The organism is Stappia taiwanensis, assembly GCF_014635285.1.
In the GTDB taxonomy this organism is placed as follows: domain Bacteria; phylum Pseudomonadota; class Alphaproteobacteria; order Rhizobiales; family Stappiaceae; genus Stappia; species Stappia taiwanensis.
Map to the genome: position 1 here is coordinate 605,910 of NZ_BMCR01000003.1, position 20,610 is coordinate 626,519.

The 20,610-nt window shown below is 66.0% G+C and carries 16 protein-coding genes and 2 pseudogenes; 15 read left to right on the forward strand and 3 right to left on the reverse strand.

Annotated elements, in window-relative coordinates:
* Window positions 1-18 precede the first annotated feature (18 nt).
* A complete protein-coding gene (locus IEV83_RS10195; protein WP_209003078.1) occupies window positions 19-504 on the forward strand; it encodes an SRPBCC family protein in 486 nt (161 codons plus the stop codon).
* A 30-nt stretch (window positions 505-534) separates the two neighbouring features.
* Window positions 535-1,242 carry a hypothetical protein gene (locus IEV83_RS10200; RefSeq protein ID WP_181760396.1) on the forward strand — a complete coding sequence of 236 codons (708 nt, stop codon included), beginning with the start codon at window positions 535-537 and terminating at the stop codon, window positions 1,240-1,242.
* A 7-nt stretch (window positions 1,243-1,249) separates the two neighbouring features.
* Here the strand turns inward: IEV83_RS10200 and IEV83_RS10205 are convergent, their stop codons facing one another.
* Window positions 1,250-1,873, reverse strand: a complete 624-nt coding sequence (locus IEV83_RS10205; RefSeq protein ID WP_181760395.1) for a tetratricopeptide repeat protein — start codon at window positions 1,871-1,873, stop codon at window positions 1,250-1,252.
* 272 nt (window positions 1,874-2,145) lie between these two features.
* Here IEV83_RS10205 and IEV83_RS10210 point away from each other — a divergent pair, with 272 nt between their 5' ends.
* The 8 genes and pseudogenes from IEV83_RS10210 (at window position 2,146) to phoB (ending at window position 10,395) form a co-directional block, all read left to right on the forward strand.
* Window positions 2,146-3,483 (forward strand): ATP-binding protein, encoded by a 1,338-nt coding sequence (locus IEV83_RS10210; protein WP_209003079.1) that lies wholly within the window; start codon window positions 2,146-2,148, stop codon window positions 3,481-3,483.
* Between the two features lie 169 nt (window positions 3,484-3,652).
* On the forward strand, window positions 3,653-4,672 hold the full coding sequence (locus IEV83_RS10215) for a PstS family phosphate ABC transporter substrate-binding protein (protein WP_244628128.1): 1,020 nt from the start codon (window positions 3,653-3,655) through the stop codon (window positions 4,670-4,672).
* Between the two features lie 95 nt (window positions 4,673-4,767).
* Entirely contained in the window at window positions 4,768-6,156 is a 1,389-nt protein-coding gene (gene pstC / locus IEV83_RS10220) for a phosphate ABC transporter permease subunit PstC (RefSeq protein ID WP_181760393.1), read from the forward strand.
* Between the two features lies 1 nt (window position 6,157).
* Window positions 6,158-6,634 (forward strand): annotated as a pseudogene (locus tag IEV83_RS20405) (DUF3333 domain-containing protein); the annotation flags it as partial.
* Window positions 6,635-7,168: 534 nt separating this feature from the next.
* Window positions 7,169-7,972: pseudogene (pstA, locus tag IEV83_RS20410) on the forward strand (phosphate ABC transporter permease PstA); the annotation flags it as partial.
* A 71-nt stretch (window positions 7,973-8,043) separates the two neighbouring features.
* The gene (gene pstB, locus IEV83_RS10230; RefSeq protein ID WP_244628144.1) at window positions 8,044-8,838 is read left to right on the forward strand and encodes a phosphate ABC transporter ATP-binding protein PstB; all 795 of its coding nucleotides are present in this window, start codon (window positions 8,044-8,046) and stop codon (window positions 8,836-8,838) included.
* A gap of 100 nt (window positions 8,839-8,938) precedes the next feature.
* Window positions 8,939-9,652 carry a phosphate signaling complex protein PhoU gene (phoU, locus tag IEV83_RS10235; protein WP_181760391.1) on the forward strand — a complete coding sequence of 238 codons (714 nt, stop codon included), beginning with the start codon at window positions 8,939-8,941 and terminating at the stop codon, window positions 9,650-9,652.
* Between the two features lie 41 nt (window positions 9,653-9,693).
* Window positions 9,694-10,395 carry a phosphate regulon transcriptional regulator PhoB gene (gene phoB / locus IEV83_RS10240; RefSeq protein WP_181760390.1) on the forward strand — a complete coding sequence of 234 codons (702 nt, stop codon included), beginning with the start codon at window positions 9,694-9,696 and terminating at the stop codon, window positions 10,393-10,395.
* A 135-nt stretch (window positions 10,396-10,530) separates the two neighbouring features.
* Here phoB and IEV83_RS10245 read toward each other — a convergent pair whose 3' ends face one another.
* Complete coding sequence (locus tag IEV83_RS10245) at window positions 10,531-11,070, reverse strand: GcrA family cell cycle regulator (protein WP_181760389.1); 540 nt, start codon at window positions 11,068-11,070, stop codon at window positions 10,531-10,533.
* 600 nt (window positions 11,071-11,670) lie between these two features.
* Here IEV83_RS10245 and IEV83_RS10250 point away from each other — a divergent pair.
* From IEV83_RS10250 to IEV83_RS10270, 5 genes are all read left to right on the forward strand, one after another.
* The gene (locus IEV83_RS10250; protein ID WP_181760388.1) at window positions 11,671-12,870 is read left to right on the forward strand and encodes an aspartate aminotransferase family protein; all 1,200 of its coding nucleotides are present in this window, start codon (window positions 11,671-11,673) and stop codon (window positions 12,868-12,870) included.
* Complete coding sequence (gene argF / locus IEV83_RS10255) at window positions 12,870-13,805, forward strand: ornithine carbamoyltransferase (protein WP_181760387.1); 936 nt, start codon at window positions 12,870-12,872, stop codon at window positions 13,803-13,805. Before IEV83_RS10250 ends, argF begins: the two co-directional genes overlap by 1 nt.
* Window positions 13,802-14,815, forward strand: a complete 1,014-nt coding sequence (locus tag IEV83_RS10260) for an Hsp33 family molecular chaperone (protein WP_181760386.1) — start codon at window positions 13,802-13,804, stop codon at window positions 14,813-14,815. The genes argF and IEV83_RS10260 overlap by 4 nt, the downstream gene beginning before the upstream one ends.
* A 286-nt stretch (window positions 14,816-15,101) precedes the next feature.
* Window positions 15,102-16,499: an efflux RND transporter periplasmic adaptor subunit gene (locus IEV83_RS10265; RefSeq protein ID WP_181760385.1), complete on the forward strand. Its 1,398-nt coding sequence runs from the start codon at window positions 15,102-15,104 to the stop codon at window positions 16,497-16,499.
* Between the two features lie 2 nt (window positions 16,500-16,501).
* On the forward strand, window positions 16,502-19,903 hold the full coding sequence (locus tag IEV83_RS10270) for an efflux RND transporter permease subunit (RefSeq protein WP_181760384.1): 3,402 nt from the start codon (window positions 16,502-16,504) through the stop codon (window positions 19,901-19,903).
* 22 nt (window positions 19,904-19,925) lie between these two features.
* On the opposite strand, the gene IEV83_RS10275 is transcribed toward IEV83_RS10270, so the two are convergent.
* Window positions 19,926-20,588, reverse strand: coding sequence for an alpha/beta family hydrolase (locus tag IEV83_RS10275; protein ID WP_181760383.1), 663 nt, complete (start codon window positions 20,586-20,588; stop codon window positions 19,926-19,928).
* Window positions 20,589-20,610 lie beyond the last annotated feature (22 nt).

Here is a 20,610-nt window from a genome sequence, read left to right on the forward strand (position 1 = left end):
TGAAGGAGGATGGGCGGGGTGGACACGCCATGTAGCTTCACGCGGCATCTGCCGCTGGAACGGGAGGCCGCCTTTGAACTGGTGGTCGACCGGTTCGCCGACTGGTGGCCGCGCGAATACACCTTTTCCGGCGAGGATCTGGAAGACATCGGCATCGAGCCGATGGCCGGGGGCGCCTGCTATGAGCAGGCGCGCGGCGGCGCGCGGATCGTCTGGGGAACGGTACTCTCGATCGAGCGCCCGCTCTTTCTGCGCCTTGCCTGGCAGATCGGTCCGGGGCGGGAGGTGGTCGCCGATCCGGCCGCCGCCAGCCGGGTGGTGATCGAGTTTCGCGCCGAGGGAGAGGGCACGCGGGTGGAACTGAGCCATGGCGATTTCCTCCGCCACGGCGAGGGCGGTGAACACTATCGCAGCGTGATGGCCTCCGAGGGCGGCTGGCCCTTCTGTCTCGATAAGCTGGTGGAGGCGGCCCGTGCCCGTGCGCATGTCCGCCCCCGCCGCTGATCCGCGCCGGCCTCAACCGGGGAGCGCGCGATGAAACTTGGCTTCCGCTGCCTGCCGGAGCTTTTCGGGCTTGTGCCGGAACCGGTGCCGGCCCGCAGCAGCCTACCCGACTGGCTGCGCGCCGCGCCGGCGATGATCCCAAGCGAAACCCTCGGCGGGGCCCAGGTGCGCGGCCTCAAGCAGTGCCCGCCGCTGATCGACGCGCTGTCGCTCGGTGTCATGTTCCGCCTTGCGGCCGATGTCACTGTGCAGGAGGGGGAGCTTTCCTGGGACTGGGAGCCGCCGGCCAGTCTTGCCGCGCGCCAGACCCGCGCGCCGATTGGCCTGCATGTGCCCGAACAGGCGGCCGGTGTGCCGTTCGGGCTGCCGCCGGATCAGTTCGTCATCAAGTTCACCAATTTCTGGACGGTGGCCGCGCCCGAAGGCGTGTCGCTGCTGTTCACCCATCCGCTCAACCGCGAAGACCTGCCGTTCAAGACCCTGGCCGGCATGGTCGATTGTGATCGCTTCCGTGATGGGTTCGTGCATTTCCCGGCGATCTGGCGCGATCCGGGGTTCGAAGGCGTGTTGCCTGCGGGAACGCCGGTGGCGCAGGGCTTCCCAATTCGCCGGGAAGCGCTGGAGCTCGACTGCGCGCCGATGAGCCCAGCAGAGCTGGCGGCTCATGGCAAGGTGCAGGACGGCTTGCAGGACGATCCCGGACTTTATCGCAAGACCTACCGCGCAACCCGGGCGTAACAGGCGGTCAGGTTGGCGTGGAGGGATCGCCGAGCAGGGCGCCGGCACGCAAGGGGATCCGGCCGCGCGGTCCCTGGCTCATGGATTTCAGGAGGCGCGGGCGCAGCGCCGGGTGATCCCGATAGAGCTCTTGCAGCATGGCCGCCCCCTCCGGCTGCCCGAGCCGAAGCTGCGCTTCGGCGATACCGATGCGGCTTTCCAGACCGCCGCTGGCCCTGTCGCCACCGGTTAGCGTATCGTGGCGGGCAAAGGCCTCCAGCGCCTGCTCCGCCTGATCGAGCCGCAACCGCAGCCGCGCCAGATTGAGCCAGCCATCGGCGTCCTTCGGGGCCTGCCGGGTATAGGCGTCGAAGGCTTCCGCCGCCTCGCCAAGCCGGCCCAGCTCCAGAAGCACGCTTGCCTGTTCGAACCGGGCATTGGCGTGGCCCGGGGAAAGGTCGAGGGCGCGGGACAGGGCGGCGAGCGCCAGGTCATTGGCGCCGAGCCGCCGATGCACCAGGCCGAGGTTGTAGCGCAGCGAGGCGTTGGCCGGATCATTGCGCACCAGCGCCAGAAGGCACTTGCGGGCCGTGGGCCAGTCTTCAGTGGCCAGGGCGGGGGAAAGCCGGCTGGCAGCCTGGCGCGGGGTCATCCTGCTTCCTTCCGAAATGCGGCGGGGAGGGGCTCTTCAAGGTGCCCCGACCGGGTGCGGCGCGTACACGCCACCTTGGTCGATGCTGAACCGGCGTGACCGTAACATACGATGTGCACTGGTCAATTCCGTCTCGGCCTGGTGTTTCCGGTGGCTGTCTTGGGAATGTCATCTGCACTATGCTATGCCAAATGACGTGCCCTCAAGCGGTGTGTCTTTAACCCTCCTGCGACCGTTACACGGTCGCCGGAGCCAGCGTGATTATTATGTCGATGAGCGAAGAAAACATGACCGGTGAGCGGTCGGCACGCCCTGCCGGCTTTCGCTCCGTGCTGCGGACCCGGCTGGCCGCGCAGCGCTGGGTGCTGGTCACCGCGCTGGTCATCGCGGCAAGCGCGCAATATGCGCGCGGCCTGACGCCCTCCTGGGAGATCTGGATTGCCTTCGCTGTTCTGGTCTCAGCGGCCCTTTTGGCGCCGGGCCGGCGCCCGCTGATGCCCCGGCGGCTGCGCGGGCAGCCGCAGGCGGCCATGTGGCCCGATGCGGGCATGAAGCATCTGGCCGACGCCCTGCCCGCGCCCTGTTTCATCGTCGATCAGCGCGGGATCGTGCGCTATGCCAATGCCGCCGCCCGCGAGCGGTTCGGCGCTGCGCATCCCGGCGATCCGATTTCCTTTCGGCTGCGCACGCCCGCCCTGCTGGAAGCGCTCGACCGGGTCATCGCCGGCGAGGAGGCCCAACGGATCGGCTGGAGCGAGAAGGTGCCGACCGAGCAATGGCTGGAAGCCTATGTGGCGCCGATCGCGCCGCTGGCCTCCGAGGGGCGTGCGCCGCGTCAGCCCGTGACGCAACGCTTCATTCTGGTGACGGTGCAGGACCTGTCCGACCAGCACCGGCTGGAGCGGATGCGGGCGGACTTCGTCGCCAATGCCAGTCACGAGCTGCGCACGCCGCTTGCCTCGCTCACCGGTTTCGTCGAGACGTTGATGGGCCCGGCCAAGGACGATCCGCAGGCGCGCGACCGGTTCCTGACGATCATGATGCAGCAGGGCGAGCGGATGCGTCGGCTGATCGACGATCTGTTGTCGCTGTCGCGGGTGGAGCTGAAGGCGCATGTGCAGCCGAATGAAATCGTCGATCTCGCGGCCTTGCTGCGCCACACCTGCGATACCCTGAAGCCGCTCGCCGATGAACTTGGTGTGACCATCAATCTGAGCTGCCCTGATGGCCCGTGCCAGGTGCGCGGCGACCGCGATGAGCTGATCGAGGTGATCGAGAACCTTGCCGAGAACAGCCTGAAATACGGTGCCAGCGGCAAGCGGGTCGAGATCGATCTGGCCCCGACCGGCGGCGAGGACGAGGGGCCGGCTGCTTGGGTGCTCGGATTTCGCGACCATGGGCCGGGGATTGCGCCGGAGCACGTGCCGCGCCTGACGGAGCGTTTCTACCGGGCGGATATCTCCGCCAGCCGGGAGATGAAGGGCACTGGCCTTGGTCTGGCCATCGTCAAGCACATCCTGACCCGTCACAAGGCGCGGCTGGAGATTGAGAGCGTGCCGGGCCAGGGTGCGTTGTTTTCTGTCAGAATTCCGGCGGCGATTCCGTCATGAAAAGGCTGGCGCTCCTGAAAAATCGTTATATAACAGGCGCATGCTCTGTCATATAACTGAAACAGGATCTTCATATAAGGATCACGAGGTCGGACTACGGTCTGCCTGACCTTGCAAGGGCAAGCCTGCAAGGGGAATTTCAAATCCTGAAGATCCAGGGAGACGTCAGGTGAAAATCAAGGCTCTTATGAGTGCGACTGCTCTTGCGGTTGCCACCACCGTGTTCGCCGGCGGCGCCATGGCGCGCGATCAGATCCAGATCGTCGGTTCGTCGACCGTGTTTCCGTTCTCCACGGCGGTTGCCGAGCAGTTTGGTCAGAAGACCTCGTTCAAGACCCCGGTGGTGGAATCGACCGGTTCGGGCGGCGGCATGAAGCTGTTCTGCGCCGGTGTCGGTGAGGGCACGCCGGACATGACCAACGCCTCGCGCCGCATCAAGAAGTCCGAGTTCGAGACCTGCACCGCCAATGGCGTGACGCCGGTGGAAGTGAAGATCGGCTTCGACGGCATCGTGCTGGCCAACTCCAAGGCGGGCGCCACGTTCAATCTGACCCTCGCCCAGGTGTTCCTGGCGCTGGCCAAGGAAGTTCCGGTCGACGGCAAGCTGGTCGCCAACCCGTATGTGAACTGGTCGGACATCGATCCGTCCCTGCCGACCTCGAAGATCGAAGTGCTCGGCCCGCCGCCGACCTCCGGCACGCGCGACGCCTTCGTCGAGATCGCCATGGAAGGCGGCTGCAAGGCCGTTCCGGGCGCCAAGGACCTTGGCCTGAAGAAGAAGAAGTGCCACGAAATCCGTGAGGATGGCGCGTTCATCGAAGCGGGCGAGAACGACAACCTGATCGTTCAGAAGCTCGAAGCCAACCCGAACGCGGTCGGCATCTTCGGCTTCTCCTTCCTCGACCAGAACGCCGACAAGATCCAGGGCTCGCAGATCGGTGGCGTCGAGCCGACCTTCGAGAACATCGCCGCTGGCGATTATCCGGTCTCCCGCTCGCTTTACTTCTACATCAAGAAGGAGCATGTCGGCGTGATCCCGGGCATCGAGGAATACGCGGCCGAGTTCACCGCCGACGGTACCTGGGGTGACGAAGGTTACCTGTCGGAAAAGGGCCTGATCCCGCTTCCGGCTGCCGATCGTGAAAAGATCGGCGCCGATGTGAAGGCGATGACCCCGCTTTCCATGTAAGACCAAACGGGGCGCGGCCGGCATCTTGCCGGTCGCGCTCTTTCAGCTGACCGGGTCAGCCCGGCCGGACGGTTTCACCGCACAGCGGATGCACCATGTTCACAACATCGCTCCTGCTTCTCGCGGTCGTCCTCGTGGCGGCCTATTTTGTCGGTCGCACCCGCGCGGTGCAGGTGGTCGGTGGGCAGGTCTCGGACCTGCACTCGCTGCCGTCCTTTCACGGTGCTTTCCTTGCCATTGTCGCGGTGGTGCCGGCCTTCGTTCTTCTCCTGCTCTGGTCGATCCTGGCGCCGCGCGTTCTCGACACGATGATCCTGTCGACCCATGCCGATGCGGTTGCCGGTCTCGGAACCCCGGAGACGGAAGCCTTTCTGCGTGACGCCCGGGCAATTGCCTTCGGCGGCATTGTCGGCTTCACCGACGCGGCCAAGGAAGCGGCGGCGCAGACCTATGCTTCACTGAACGCGACCGCCGATCTCATGCTCGGCGCGGCGATGACGCTGCTGGCGGTCGGCGGTCTGTTCGGCGGCTATCGGGCGATCGCTCCGCGCTTCCGGGCCCGGCATGTGGTTGAGCGTGTGGTGATGGTGCTCCTGGTGATGTGCTCGGCGGTGGCGGTCATCACCACCATCGGCATCGTCCTGTCGTTGATCTTTGAGAGCCTGCGCTTCTTCCAGAAGGTGCCGTTCTTCGACTTCGTTTTCGGCACGCACTGGAGCCCGCAGAGCGCCTTCGAGGGCGCCGGGGCCACGGGCGGCGACACCAACGCCGAGGTGTTCGGTGCCATTCCGCTGCTGGCCGGCACCATGCTGATCACCCTGATCGCCATCCTGGTGGCCGCGCCGATCGGCCTGTTCGCCGCCATCTACCTTTCCGACTATGCCTCCCGCCCGGTGCGGGCGATCGCCAAGCCGGTGCTTGAGGTGCTGGCGGGCATTCCCACCGTGGTCTACGGCTTCTTCGCCGCGCTGACCGTGGCGCCGGCCTTTCGCGGCGCCGGCGAGAGCATCGGTCTTTCGGTCTCCTCCGAATCCGCCCTGGCTGCCGGCGTGGTCATGGGCATCATGATCATTCCCTTCGTCTCTTCCCTGTCGGACGATGTCATCAACTCCGTGCCCCAGTCGCTGCGCGACGGATCAGCCGGTCTTGGCGCCACCAAGTCGGAGACGATCCGCAAGGTGGTGTTGCCGGCGGCGCTGCCGGGCATCGTCTCTGCGCTGATCCTCGCCATTTCCCGCGCCATCGGCGAAACCATGATCGTCGTCATGGCTGCCGGGCTGGCCGCGAACCTGACGGTCAATCCGCTGGAAGCGGTCACCACCGTCACCGTGCAGATTGTCACGCTGCTGGTCGGCGACCAGGAGTTCGACAGCGCCAAGACCCTGGCCGCTTTCGCGCTCGGGCTGCTGCTCTTCTGCGTCACCCTGGCCCTCAACATCTTCGCGCTGCGCGTTGTCCAGAAATACAGGGAACAGTATGACTGACATGGCCGAACGCACCCCGGTCGCCAACACGGCGGACAGTCTTCACACCTCCGAGGCCGCGCGTCGCCGTCTGGCGAAACGCTATGCCGCCGAGCGGCGCTACAAGCTCTACGGCCTGGCGGCGGTGCTGGCCGCCGGCGCCTTCCTGGTGATCCTTCTGAGCACCATCGTTTCGCAAGGCTGGCCGGCCTTCACCCACTCCTATCTCTCCCTGCCGCTCGATCTCGGCGCGGAGAAGGTCGATCCGCAGGATCCGGGCAAGGCGGACTACAACGCCATCATCCGCGACGGGCTGAAGAGCGAGATGCCCTTCGCCGGCAGCCGCCGCGACCGGCGGGTGCGCAACGCGCTGGTCTCCAGCGGTGCCAACATCATCCTGCGCAACGAGGTGCTGGCGGATCCGGAGATGCTCGGCGCGCAAGGCCTGGTGAAGGTGCCGCTGTCGGACTTCGCCGATCTGTATCTCAAGGGGCTGGTTACCGACAGCTCCACCCGCGCCGGGACGGGCGCGGCCGGGGTGGTGGGCACCACTGGCGCCGTGAAGATCCTGTCCTCCTCCAATGATTTCCGCGGCATCCTGACCGAGATCAAGCAGGATCTGCGCGCTCAGGCGGATGCCCGGCGCGCCGATGTGGAGGCCCGGCAACGTGGCCTGCGCAGCCTGGAGGCACGCATTCCCACCCTTGAGCAGCGGGTTGCCGATGCCGGCGCGGCAGATCGGTCCCGTCTTGAGATGGAGCTGGAAAGCGCCCGCAGCGCCCGGCAGTCGGTCAGCCGCGAGATCGAGACGATGGAGGCGGAAATCGCCGCCCTGACCGCTCGTGCCACGGCGGTGGATCAGCCCGAAGCCCTGACGACGGGTCTCGCCTCCTATCTGATCCGCATCAATGGCGGCATCGTCAAGGCGACGCAGGTCTCCTCCACGGTGATCGAGGGCCAGGCTTTCGTGCCGCTGCAAAGCGAGGCGGAGGCCGCTCCGGGAAGCTGGCAGATCGAGCGGATCGACACGCCGGAAAGCTCGCGCAAGTTCAGCGATCAGGAGATCGCCTACATCGAATACCTGCGCGACAAGGGGCTGGTCGAGCGTCAGATCAACACCATCTTCTTCACCGCCGGCGCCAGCCGCGAGCCGGAGATGGCCGGTGTGTGGGGCGCGGTGGTCGGCTCGTTCTACACCATGGTGGTGACCCTGCTCCTGTCCTTCCCGATCGGCGTTGCCGCCGCGATCTACCTGGAGGAGTTCGCGCCGAAGAACCGGCTGACCCATCTGATCGAGGTGAACATCAATAACCTCGCGGCGGTGCCGTCGATCGTCTTCGGCCTGCTCGGTCTTGCGGTGTTCCTCAATGTCTTCGGCATGCCGCGCTCCGCGCCGCTGGTCGGTGGTATGGTGTTGGCGCTGATGACCTTACCGACGATCATCATCGCCGCCCGCGCGGCGCTGAAGGCGGTGCCGCCGTCGATCCGCGAAGCGGCACTCGGCGTGGGGGCCTCGCGTCTTCAGGCGGTGTTCCACCATGTGCTGCCGCTGGCGATGCCCGGTATCTTCACCGGCACGATCATTGGCATGGCCCAGGCGCTCGGCGAAACCGCGCCGCTCTTGATGATCGGCATGGTCGCCTTCATCGTCGATATCCCGGGCGGTCCGCTCGATCCGGCCACCGTGATGCCGGTGCAGATCTACATGTGGGCGGACTTCCCCGAGCCTGCGTTCCAGCAGAAGACCTCGGCAGCGATCATGGTGCTGCTCGGGTTTCTGGTCGCGATGAACGCAATTGCAATTGTCTTGCGCAAGCGGTTTGAGCGGCGCTGGTGATCCGTTCTGGAAAGGACAGAGAAATGTCGATGGAAAAGGTCATGGACGCCAAGACCGATGGCGGGGCCGCAATGCCTGCCGGAGCCGCGATGGTGACCGCCGATGGCGTGCCGGTGAAGATGCGCGGCAGCAATGTCAATGTGTTCTACGGCGAGAAGCAGGCACTGTTCGACGTCGGGCTGGACGTGCGCGACCGTCATGTGACGGCGCTGATCGGCCCTTCGGGCTGCGGCAAGTCCACCTTCCTGCGCTGCCTCAACCGGATGAACGATACGATCGATGTCTGCCGCGTGACCGGCACGATCATGCTCGACCGGACCGACATCTACGATCCGTCGGTGGATGTGGTGGAGCTGCGGGCACGGGTGGGCATGGTGTTTCAGAAGCCCAACCCGTTCCCCAAGTCGATCTATGAGAACGTGGCCTATGGGCCCCGCATTCATGGCCTGACCCGCAACAAGAGCGAGCTGGACGACGTGGTCGCCACCAGCCTGCAGAAGGCCGGTCTGTACGAAGAGGTCAAGGATCGGCTCGACGAGCCGGGAACGGGCCTGTCCGGTGGGCAGCAGCAGCGCCTGTGCATTGCCCGCGCCATCGCCGTCAGCCCCGAGGTGATCCTCATGGACGAGCCCTGCTCGGCGCTCGATCCGATCGCCACGGCGAAGGTGGAGGAACTGATCGACGAGCTGCGTGAGAACTACACGATCGTCATCGTCACCCACTCCATGCAGCAGGCGGCGCGCGTGTCGCAGCGCACGGCCTTCTTCCATCTTGGCAACCTCGTCGAGGAAGGCGAGACCAAGGAGATTTTCACCAACCCCCGGGACAAGCGCACCCAGGATTACATCACCGGCCGGTTCGGCTGAGGCCGGGCGCCCCGCCGGGGCGCTTCCGGTTCCCGTGTAAGATGCCGTGCGGCCCCTGGGCGCGCCGGCGTATCCTGCCGGTGGTCCGGCGCGATGGAGAATGACGATGCCACATACCGTGACCCTGTTTGACCAAGAGCTGAAGGCGGTCGCCGGCCGCGTTTCGGAAATGGGCGGCCTGACCGAGGCCATGCTCAGCGATGCCGTCTCGGCCCTGACCCGGATGGACAAGGACCTTGCCCGGCGGGTGGTGGCCCAGGACAAGCGGGTCGATGCCCTGCAGTTCGAGGTCGAGGAACAGGCGATCCTGATCATCGCCCGGCGGCAGCCTGTGGCCCAGGACCTGCGCGACGTGATCGCCGCCATGCGCATTTCCAACGATCTGGAGCGGGTCGGCGATCTGGCCAAGAACATCGCCAAGCGGGTGATCGCCATCGACGGAACCTTCGATTCCAAGAAGTTTGCGCTTGGCGTCGAACACATGACCGAGCTGACCCAGGCCCAGCTCAAGGATGTGCTGGACGCCTATGCCAACCGGGACGAGGAAACCGCCGTCTCCGTGCGCGAGCGCGATGACGAGGTGGATGCGATCTACACCTCGATCTTCCGCGAGCTGCTCACCTACATGATGGAGGATCCGCGCCAGATCTCGATCTGCGCCCATCTGCTGTTCTGCGCCAAGAACATCGAACGGATCGGCGATCACGCCACCAACATCGCCGAGAACGTCATCTACATGGCGACCGGGGTGCAGCCGATGGACGATCGGCAGAAGCAGGACGAGACCGGCGTTGTCGCCGAGCCGTCCTCCTGATCCCCTGCAACGATATCTGAGACCAGACGAGGTTACCCGGAATGCCGAAGGTTCTGATTGTCGAGGACGAAGAACCTCTGATCATGTTGTTGAAGTACAACCTTGAAGCGGAGGGGTATTCGGTCGACACCTGCATGCGCGGCGACGAGGCGGACATCCGGTTGCGCGAGAGCCAGCCGGATCTTCTGCTGCTGGACTGGATGCTGCCGGGCTTGTCGGGGATCGAGCTTTGCCGGCGTCTGCGGTCGCGGCCGGAAACGGAGCGGCTGCCGGTCATCATGCTGACGGCACGGGGCGAGGAGTCGGAGCGGATCCGGGGGCTCGCCACCGGGGCCGACGACTATGTGGTCAAACCGTTCTCGGTGCCGGAGCTGATGGCCCGGGTGCGGGCAATGCTGCGCCGCGCCAAGCCCGAGGTGGTGTCCTCGATGCTGCGGGCAGGCGATCTGGAGCTGGATCGGGAAACCCATCGGGTGCGTCGGTCCGGTCGGGAGATCCATCTCGGACCGACCGAATTCCGCCTGCTGGAATTCCTGATGACCTCACCGGGCCGGGTGTTCTCCCGCGAGCAGTTGCTGGACGGTGTCTGGGGGCACGATGTCTACGTGGACGAGCGCACCGTCGACGTGCATGTCGGCCGGCTGCGCAAGGCGATCAATCGCGGCAAGGCGATGGATCCGATCCGCACCGTGCGCGGCGCCGGCTACGCCTTCAACGACCAGTTCGTGGCGGCGGCCTCCTGAAGGCCGCCCCATCGCGAAGGCCTGTGTGAGCAGGCCTTCCCACTTGCTGAAACGACAAAACCCCGCCGGGCTTCGGCGGGGTTTTGTCGTTTCAGATGGCAAGCCATCAGGCCGGATCGCTCCGGCCGGGCTGGATCAGCCGTTGGCGGCGCTCTTGTCGCGGCGACGGTCGCTGGCCGGCTGGTAGGCAACGCGGCAATGGTAGGCGCAATAGGGAACGCCCGGGTTCGACGGGTGGCCGCAGAAGTAGAAGTCTTCCTTGGTCGGATCGCCGATCGGCCACTTGCAGGTGCGCTCGGTCAGGGTGAGGATCGTCGCCCGCTTGGCGATCGGCACCAGTTCGGCGACCGGCTGTGCCTCCGGTTCCGGCGCGGCGACCGGAGCCGCCTCGGCCTTCAGCGCCGTGGCGCCGATGCTCTGCGGCGCGCTCGGCGTCGGCGCGCTGGGGGCCTCTTCCACCGCCGTGTTGTCCTGGGTCGGAGCGCTCTTGGCGACCTTCCGGCTCTTCTGCGCGCTGGACGGCGCCTTGGCGCGCCCGGACAGGCCAAGCCGGTGCACCTTGCCGATGACGGCGTTGCGCGTGACCCCCCCCAGCTCTGCCGCGATCTGGCTTGCGCTCAGCCCGTCGGACCAGAGTTTCTTCAGAAGGTCGACACGTTCGCTTGTCCAGGACATGCGGAAACTCCGTCTTGGTTCGGACCGGCTCGGGACACGGAGGTTTGGTTAATACTTCGTTTATGACGCACCATTAGCGCGCCGCCCTCTTGCCGGATTTTGAGGCTTGTGCGAGTCTTATCTACGAGATGTCGTATTTGACTGATCAGACGCTACAATATGACGGGTTTCCTTCGCAAGCGAACCGGGCGATTCACCTGGGGATTGCTCCAGTTTTCCCCAAAAAACCGCCTTTTTGGGCAGGGGGAGGGCAATTGGGCCGCAGCGCCAATATGATTGACACCTGCGCCATGCCAAGGTGTATAACGTCGAGGAAACATCCGTGCCGCCTCATTCGGGCGGCATAGTGTTTTTCGGGCCGGATTTTCACCTCCGGCCGGTGGGCCGAAAACGTCCCACCGGGGCGGTGAAAAAGATGGGCCGAGACGTGCCGCGAAAGGTGTCGGCATCCCCACGAACCGGGGGGCGACACCGCCAGAAACCGCTTGCGGCAGCGGTAAATTCACAAAGAGGCGAGCATCGGAACCGGAAAGAGCCGGGGCCGGGGTGTTGGCCGTGGCGGACCCGGACGGGCCGCCGGACGATTGGAGCGAGAAGGACATGGTGGGCTCATCCCTCTATCAAACCTATGCGCGCGCGGACCTGGCGTTCGAACGCGGCGACGGGGTCTGGTTGGAGACGGCCGACGGACGACGCTTTCTCGACTGTGCCGGCGGCATTGCCGTCAATTCGCTGGGCCATTCCCATCCGGCGCTGGTTGCCGCGCTGACGGAACAGGCCGGCAAGCTGTGGCACGTCTCCAACATCTACACCATTCCCGGTCAGCAGACCTTCGCCGACAAGCTGACGGCGGCGACCTTCGCCGACCAGGTGTTCGTCACCAACTCCGGTGCCGAGGCGCTGGAATGCGCGATCAAGACCGCGCGCCGCTATTTCTACGCCAAGGGCGAGTCGGAGCGGGTGGAGATCATCACCTTCGAAGGGGCGTTCCACGGGCGGACCCTTGCGACCATCGCCGCCGGCGGCCAGGAAAAGTATCTTGAGGGCTTCGGCCCCAAGGCGCCGGGCTTCGTCCAGGTGCCGTTCGACGACAATGCGGCGGTGAAGGCGGCGATCTCAGACCGCACCGCCGCCGTACTGGTGGAGCCAGTGCAGGGCGAGGGCGGCATTCGCCAGATCCCGACCGAGCATCTGCGTGAGCTGCGGCAGATCTGCGATGACAACGGCATCCTGTTGATCCTCGACGAGGTGCAGACGGGCGTGGGCCGGACCGGCAAGCTGTTTGCCCATGAATGGGCCGGCATCACTCCGGATATCATGGCGATCGCCAAGGGCATTGGCGGCGGCTTCCCGATTGGCGCCTGCCTGGCGACCGAAGAGGTCGGCTCGGCCATGGTCGCCGGCACCCATGGCACCACCTATGGCGGCAACCCGCTGGCCATGGCGGTGGGCAATGCGGTGCTCGATGTGGTGCTTGAGGAGGGTTTCCTTGAGGGCGTCCAGCGCAAGGCGCTCTTGTTCAAGCAGAAGCTGGCCGGTCTCGTCGACCGCCATCCGACGGTTTTCGAGGAACTGCGCGGCGCAGGGCTGATGCTCGGCCTGAAATGCCGGGTGACCAACACCGACCTTCTGGCGCATATGCGCGCGGTGGGCGTGCTGGCGGTTGGTGCTGGTGAAAACGTTTTGCGGATCATGCCGCCGCTGATCATCAGCGAAGATGAGATCGAAGAGGCGGTCAACCGGATCGAACAGGCGGCGACCGCGATGGAGACCGAGACCGCGAAAGGGGCGGCCGAATAATGAATGCTCAGCCACGTCATTTTCTTGACCTGACCGATGTCGACACCGAGGAACTGCGGTTCATCCTGGACGGCAGCCGCCGCCTCAAGGAGGCGCGCGGACCGGTGCGCATCAATGGCGCCGGGCCGCTGGCCGGCCGCGTTCTTGCCATGGTGTTCGAGCAGCCTTCGACCCGCACCCGCATCTCCTTCGATGTGGGAATGCGCGAGCTGGGCGGCGAGACCTTGATGCTGACCGGCGCGGAAATGCAGCTTGGCCGCGGCGAGACCATCGCCGACACTGCCCGGGTGCTGTCCCGCTTCGTCGATGCGATCATGATCCGGATTCTCGATCATGACGCCTTGCACGAGCTGGCGGAATACGCCACCGTACCGGTGATCAACGGCCTGACCAAGCGCACCCATCCGTGCCAGATCATGGCCGATGTGCTGACCTTCGAGGAAAAGCGCGGCACCATCGCCGGCCGCTCGGTGGCCTGGACCGGCGACAGCAACAACGTACTGGCCTCCTGGGTTCACGCCGCGGAAAAGCTGGACTTCGAGTTGCGGATCGCGACGCCGAAGGAACTGGCGCCGCCGCCGGAGCTGATTGCGCACGCCCGGGATGCGGGTGCCGAGATCCGCGTCACCGATGATCCCTTCGAGGCGGTCAAGGGCGTGGATTGCGTCATCACCGACTGCTGGCTGTCGATGGGCGATGAGGAAGGCGGCGACCGCCACAATCTTCTGAGCCCCTATCAGGTCAACAGCCGGCTGATGGCCGAGGCCGACCCGCAGGCCCTGTTCATGCATTGCCTTCCCGCCCATCGCGGCGAGGAGGTGACCTCCGAGGTGATGGACGGGCCGCAATCGGTGGTGTTTGACGAGGCGGAAAACCGGCTGCACGCGCAAAAGGGCATTCTCGCCTGGTGTTTTGGAGCCTTGCAGGGCGCATGACGGTACAGGACGAATTGCAGCGGCTCGGCGTGTCCCCCGCCGGGCGGGACGCGGTTCTGCCCTTCGCGGTGGAGCCGCTGGACGTGCGCGGCCGGGCGGTGTTCCTCGGGCCGATGCTCGACGCCATTCTCGACCGGCACCAGTATCCGGTGTCGGTCTCCCGCCTCGTTGCCGAGGCGGCGGCGCTGGTGTGCCTGCTCGGCACCTCGCTGAAATTCGACGGCCGCTTTACCTTGCAGACCACTTCCGACGGGCCGGTGTCCATGCTGGTGGTCGATTTCGACACGCCGGACGGTCTGCGCGCCTGTGCCGAGTTCGACGCCGAGGCGGTGGCCGCGGCCGAGGCGCGCGGCGAGGCCGATGCGGTGGCGCTGCTGGGGCGCGGCCATCTGGCGATGACCGTCGATCAGGGCGCGAACATGAACCGCTATCAGGGGATTGTCGCGCTCGACGGCCATTCGCTGGAAGAGGTCGCGCATCAGTACTTTGCCCAGTCGGAGCAGATCCCGACCATCGTCCGCCTGGCGGTGGGCGAGATGCTCGACCGCCGCGAGGGCGACAGCCCGCGCCATTCCTGGCTGGCGGGCGGTATTCTGGCGCAGTTCCTGCCCGAAGCGCCGGAACGGATGCGCCAGCCGGACCTGCACCCCGGGGACGCGCCGGAAGGCGTGAAGCCGCATGAGGTGGACGAGGATGAGGCCTGGCGGGAGGCGCGCGCGCTGGTCGGCACCGTGCGCGACGACGAGCTCGGCGATCCGGAAATGACCGCCGAACGGCTCCTGTTTCGGCTGTTCCATGAACGCGGTGTGCGCATCTTCACGCCGCAGCCTTTGACCGACCGCTGCCGCTGCTCCGATGCGCGCATCCGCAAGATGCTCGCCGGCTTCTCGGCGGACGATCTCGACCACATGACCGTGGATGGCCGGATCGAGGTCACCTGCCGGTTCTGCAATGCCCGCTACGATTACGACGCGGGCGAGATCGTGCCGGGCGGCTCCGGGACGGACTGAGACAAGCCACGAAGACGCAGGTTTCTTGAAAAGCCGCCCGGGTGCCTTGCAAGGTGCTCGGGCGGCTTTCGTTTGTCTCGTGCTGTGACAGGCGCTTCTCTTGCAACAAATTGATACAATATACCGGTTGCGTGCTGGTGGAGCCGCCCCAATAGTTCGCACGAACCAGACCCATGGCGGTGTCCTTGCGGACCGGCGCCCCCGCCGATCCGGTTGGCTGTCGCCTGCGTAGGCATATCGACAGTCCGGAACCGGACGGGCGCGCGACGGCGTGAGAGAAGGGCGGATGTTGAAAGCACTCGACGAAGTCACCAGGAAGACCGTTGGCGAGATTTCCTTTCGGCGAGATGCGCCACAGGGGCAGGGGGCAGCCCTGCTCCTGGGCCGGATCCTGCTGCAGGCGGCGCTCGCTGGCGCGATCCTGTTCGGCGCCTATCAGGGCATGACCTATCTGATCCTCAGCAAGGACGAGGTGCCGACCCGGGCCGCCCGCGAGACCGTCTATACGGTCGAGACCATGCCGGTGGAAATCCGCGATCATACGCCGGTTCTGCGCCTTTATGGCGAGGTGGTGGCTGCCCGCACGGTCGATTTGCGCGTGCTCGTCGCCGGCGAGATCATTCGCGTCAACCCGGATCTGAAGGCTGGCGGCACCGTCGATGCGGGCGCCGAACTCGTGGCGATCGACCCGTTCGCCTATGAAGGGGCGATCACCGAGGCCCGGGCCAACCTGGCCGAGGCCCGCGCGCGGCTGGCGGAAAGCCGGGGCGGTGTCGCGGCGGAGACCGCCAATGTGGAGCGGGCGCGCGAGCAGCTTGCCTTTGCCGAGCGCGATCTGGAACGCGCCTCGCAGCTTCTGTCCAGCGGCGCGGTGACCGAACGCACGCTCGATGAGCGTCGCCTGCTGGTTTCCCAGCGCGAGCAGGCGCTGGAGCAGCGGCGCAATGCGCTTCTGGTCGAGGAGGCGCGGGTGGCCCAGCAGGAAGCGGCCATCGACCGGCTCCAGTGGCGTCTGGCGGAAGCGGAGAAGAACCTGGCCGACACGGTGCTGAAGGCGCCGTTCGATGCGGTGGTGAGCGCGGAAACCGCCGCCGCCGGCCGTCTTGTCAACGTCAATGACGTGGTGGCGACGCTCTATGACCGCGATGCGCTGGAAGTCCGGCTGACCCTGTCCGACAATCAATATGGGCGGATCCTGTCCGATGGCGGCAAGGTGATCGGCCGCCCGGTCGAGGTGCTCTGGTATATTGGCGGCGAGCCGGTTCGCTACACCGGCGAGATCGTTCGCCTTGGCGCGGAAGTGGCGCTGGCGCGCGGCGGCGTCGATGTCTATGCCCGGGTCGCGGTCGCGCCGGAGCAGATCGCGCTGCGTCCCGGCGCCTTTGTCGAGGTCCGTCTGGCCGACCGGACCTATCCCGGCACGGCGCGCATTCCCGAAGGGGCGCTTTACGGCACCGATCACGTCTATGTGGTGAAGGAGGGACGCACGGTGCGCCGTGCGGTGCGTCCGCTGGCGTTTGATGGCACCGACCTGATTGTGGAAGGCGAGCTTGCCGATGGCGATACGCTGGTCGCCACGCGCCTTGATGAAGCCGGCGAGGGGGTCAAGGTGACCGACCCGGCCCGGCCCGAGGTGGCTTCCGGCAAGGCCGCAGGTGCGGCGCCGGCGGCGAAGGGACAATAGCCATGCGCACGCCGGAGTTCGTTCCTCGCAGCTGGATCGGCCATTTCCTGCGTCATCCCAACGCGGCCAATCTGGTGATGGTGCTGATGATCCTGTTCGGGGTGTTCGGGCTGGCCAAGCTCAACACCGAGTTCTTCCCGCAGATCGTCGTCAACAACATCAATATCTCCGTATCCTGGCCGGGGGCGAGCGCGGAGGATGTGGAGAAGAACATTCTTCAGGCGATCGAGCCGGAGCTGCGGTTCATCGACAATGTCGATGAGATGATCTCCTACGCCCGGGAGGGCACGGCGACGATCCGCCTTGAGTTCCTCGAAGGCGCCGACATGCAAAAGGCACTGTCGGATGTGGATCAGGCCATCGCCGGGGTGACCACCCTGCCGGAGGACAGCGAAACCCCGACGGTGTCCCTGTCGAACTGGTTCGACAGGGTGGCGCGGGTCGCCCTGCGCGGCCCGTTCTCCGAGGATGCGCTGAAGAGCTATGCGCGCGGCATCCGCGACGACCTGATCGAGCGCGGCATCGACAAGGTGACCTTTTCCGGCTTCCGGGATACCGAATACGTGGTGCGCCTGCCCGAGCGCGAGCTGCGCCGTCTCGACATGACCATCGCCGATGTGTCGCAAAAGGTCGCCGAGAACACCCGCGATCTTCCCTCCGGCGATCTGAGCGGCGGGGTCGAACGGCAGATCCGCGCGGTGGCCGACACCACCTCGCCGGCGGCCATCGGCCGGATCACCGTCAAGTCCTTCCCCACCGGCGAGAAGGTGCAGCTGCAGGATATTGCCCGCGTCACCAAGGAGTTCGATGACGATCAGGTGATCGGCTATTCCGACGGGGTGCGCGCGGTGGAGTTGACCGTGCAGCGCTCGGCCAAGGCCGACCAGCTTAAGGTCAACCGCATCCTTGACGAATACCTGACCGAGATCGCCCCGCAGCTGCCCCGGTCGCTGGAGCTGGTGAAATACGAGGTGCGGGCGGATTCGCTCAATCAGCGGATCATGATCCTGATCGAGAACGGCCTGTCCGGGCTGGTGATCGTCGTGATCGTGCTGTTCGCCTTCCTCAACGCCCGCATCGCCCTTTGGGTCGCCGCCGGCATTCCCGTGGCGATTCTGGCCACCATCGGCATCATGTGGGTGTCGGGTCAGACCATCAACATGATCTCGCTGTTCGCCCTGATCATGACCCTTGGCGTCATCGTCGATGATGCCATCGTCGTCGGCGAGCACACCGCCACCCGCTATTCCATGGGCGATGGCCCGTATCAGGCGGCCGAGGAGGGGGCCGGGCGGATGCTCTGGCCGATCATTGCCGCCAGCACCACCACCATTGCCGCCTTCCTGCCGATCATGTTGATCCAGGACACCATCGGCCAGATCATGGGGGCGCTGCCATTGGTGGTGGTCGCGGTGGTGATCGCCAGCATCGTCGAATGCTTCTGGGTGCTGCCGGGGCATCTGGCCCATTCCCTGTCGCGGGCGCCGTCCTGGAGCTGGTGGCGGGTGGTGCTTCTGGCCGGCATGCCGGCGCTGTTCGTCATTGCGCTGGCGGGACGGGCCGATATCAGCGTTCCGCCCTGGCTCGACTGGCTCGCGGTGCCGGCGCGCGACGGACGGGCGTTCTTCGGCGTGGTGCTGTTCGATGCGGTGGTGCTGGTGCTGGCCTTCCTCGTTGCGGCGGCACTGGAGTTCCTGTTTCTGGTGCTGCGGCGCATGCGCCAGCGCAGCCCCTTCGATGAGCGGCCGGGCTGGTTCCGGCGGTCCTTCGATGCCGGCTTCGGCTGGGTCCGCGATGTGCCCTTCCGCGCCATTCTCCGCGTCTCTTACGCCTGGCGCTACGTCACCATTTCGGTGGCGGTGGCCACCTTGATGCTCGCCGTCGGCATGGTGCAGGGCGACCGGGTCGGCTTCCGCTTCTTCCCCTCGCCCGAGGCGGAGAACATCCGCGCGACCATCGACTTCAGCGCCGGTATTTCGCTGGCCGATTCCGAGGCGGCCTTGTTGCGGATCGAGGAAGCGCTGCGCGCCACCGAACGTCAACTTGTCGGCGACAGCGGGCAGAAGCTGGTGGTCGCCTCCTATGCGACCCTTGGCCAGTCCGGGTACAACCGGGGGCGGAACGTCGCCAGTATCGATGTGCAGCTCACCCCCTCCGAGGACCGAGATATTCGCACCGCCGACATCGTCAAGGCCTGGCGCAAGGCCTTGCCGGAAATCCCCCGGACCAAGCGTGTGGCTGTCTATGAACGGCGCGGCGGACCTCCCGGTCGTGATCTCGACATTCGCCTGAAGGGCGAGGATCCGGTGGCGCTGAAGGCGGCGGCGCTGGAAATGCAGGAGCTTCTGACCGGCTATCCCGGCGTGGATGGGGTTGCCGATGATTTCCCCTATGGCAAGCCGGAGCTGGTTATTGCGCTCAGCCCGCGCGGTGAGGCGCTCGGCTTCACCGTGGACAATGCGGCAAGGCAGATCCGCAGCGTGTTCGAGGGCAGCATTCCGCGCCGCTTCGCACGCGGCGAGGAGGAAATCACCATCCGCGTGGCACAGGAGCTGATCGGCGATGGCGGGGGCGGGGCCTTGCGCGATCTGTCGCTGAAGGCTCCGGGCGGCGAATATGTGCCGCTGCTGGAGGTGGTGACCCTGTCGGAGCGTCAGGGCTTCTCGGTGATCCAGCGGCGGGACGGACGCATCACCGTCAGCGTGTCCGCCGAGGTCGATCCGGAGGTTTCCTCCAGCATCAAGATCATCGAGGATCTCAGCGACGGCAAGATCCAGGCAATCGCCGACCGTCATGGCGTCGATTTCCGCTTTTCCGGCCGTGAGGAGGAGCGCAAAGGCGCTTTTGGCGATCTGCAACTGGGCACGATCGCGGCACTGGCGATGATCTATCTGATCCTGGCGGCGATCTTCGCCAGCTACTTCAAGCCGCTGGCAGTCATGGCGATCATCCCCTTCGGCGCCGTCGGCACCATCGTCGGCCATTACCTGATGGGCTTCGACCTGACGATCCTGAGCTATATCGGTCTGCTTGGCCTGTCCGGCATCCTGGTCAACAACTCGATCATTCTCGTCGCCCGGTTCGATGAACGGCGCAAGGAAGGGGAGAGCGTGGCCGAGGCGGCGGTCGCTTCCGCGCAGGACCGCCTGCGCGCGGTGCTTCTGACCTCGCTGACCACCATCGGCGGATTGCTGCCGTTGCTGTTCGAGAAGAGCCTGCAGGCCCAGTTCCTGATGCCGATGACCATCACCATCGTCTTCGGCCTGTCGACCGCGACGGTGCTGGTTCTGGTGCTGGTGCCGGCGCTGATGGGCATTGGCGCCGATATCGCCAGCCTGTTCCGCATCACCCCGCCGGAAGATCGGGAGGCGCCCGAGCCGATCCGCAACGTGCCGGCGGAATAAATCCGCCGGCCTGCGCGCCCGGTCAGCCTGCGGAAAGAAGCTCGCGGGCGAAGCGGGCGGCGCCGGCGGCGGCAGCGGTCAGGTTGCCGCTCCAGGTGGCGGGCGAGGCACCGCGCGGAGCAAGGTCGTGGTTGCCGTCCGGCAGCCAGTCCAGGCGCACATGGTCGGGCAGGTCGATGCCGTCGAGCTCTGCGGCCGAGCCGTAAGGGTCGCGTTCGCCCTGGGCGATGAAGATCGGGCGGTGGCTCTCGCGCAGCGGCTCCAGCCGCCAGACCTGTTCCTTGTTCTGGCCCGAGCTCTTGGTATGAAACGGGTAGCCGAGGCAGACGACGCCGGCAATGCGCCGGGGCAGGGAGCCGCCGCCGGCCAGCATGGCCGCGACCCGTCCGCCCATCGACTTGCCGCCGATCAAAAGCGGGGTGTCGATGCTGTCGAGCACCTCCTGGGCGGCCTTCTGGTATTCACCGACCAGCTTGTCGGCGCGCGGGGGCGGACGCTTCGGCCCGCCGCTGCGCCTTGCGGCCATGTAGGCAAACTCGAACCGGACCACCGCCAGCCCCTCGGCGGCGGCGCAGTCGGCGAACCGCGTCATGAAGCCGCTGTCCATCGCCGCGCCGGCGCCATGGGCGAGCAGCAGCGTGGCAATGGCGGGCTCCTTGGGATGGGTCCAGAGCAGGTCGGTCATCTCTTGGCCTTTTCTCACGAAG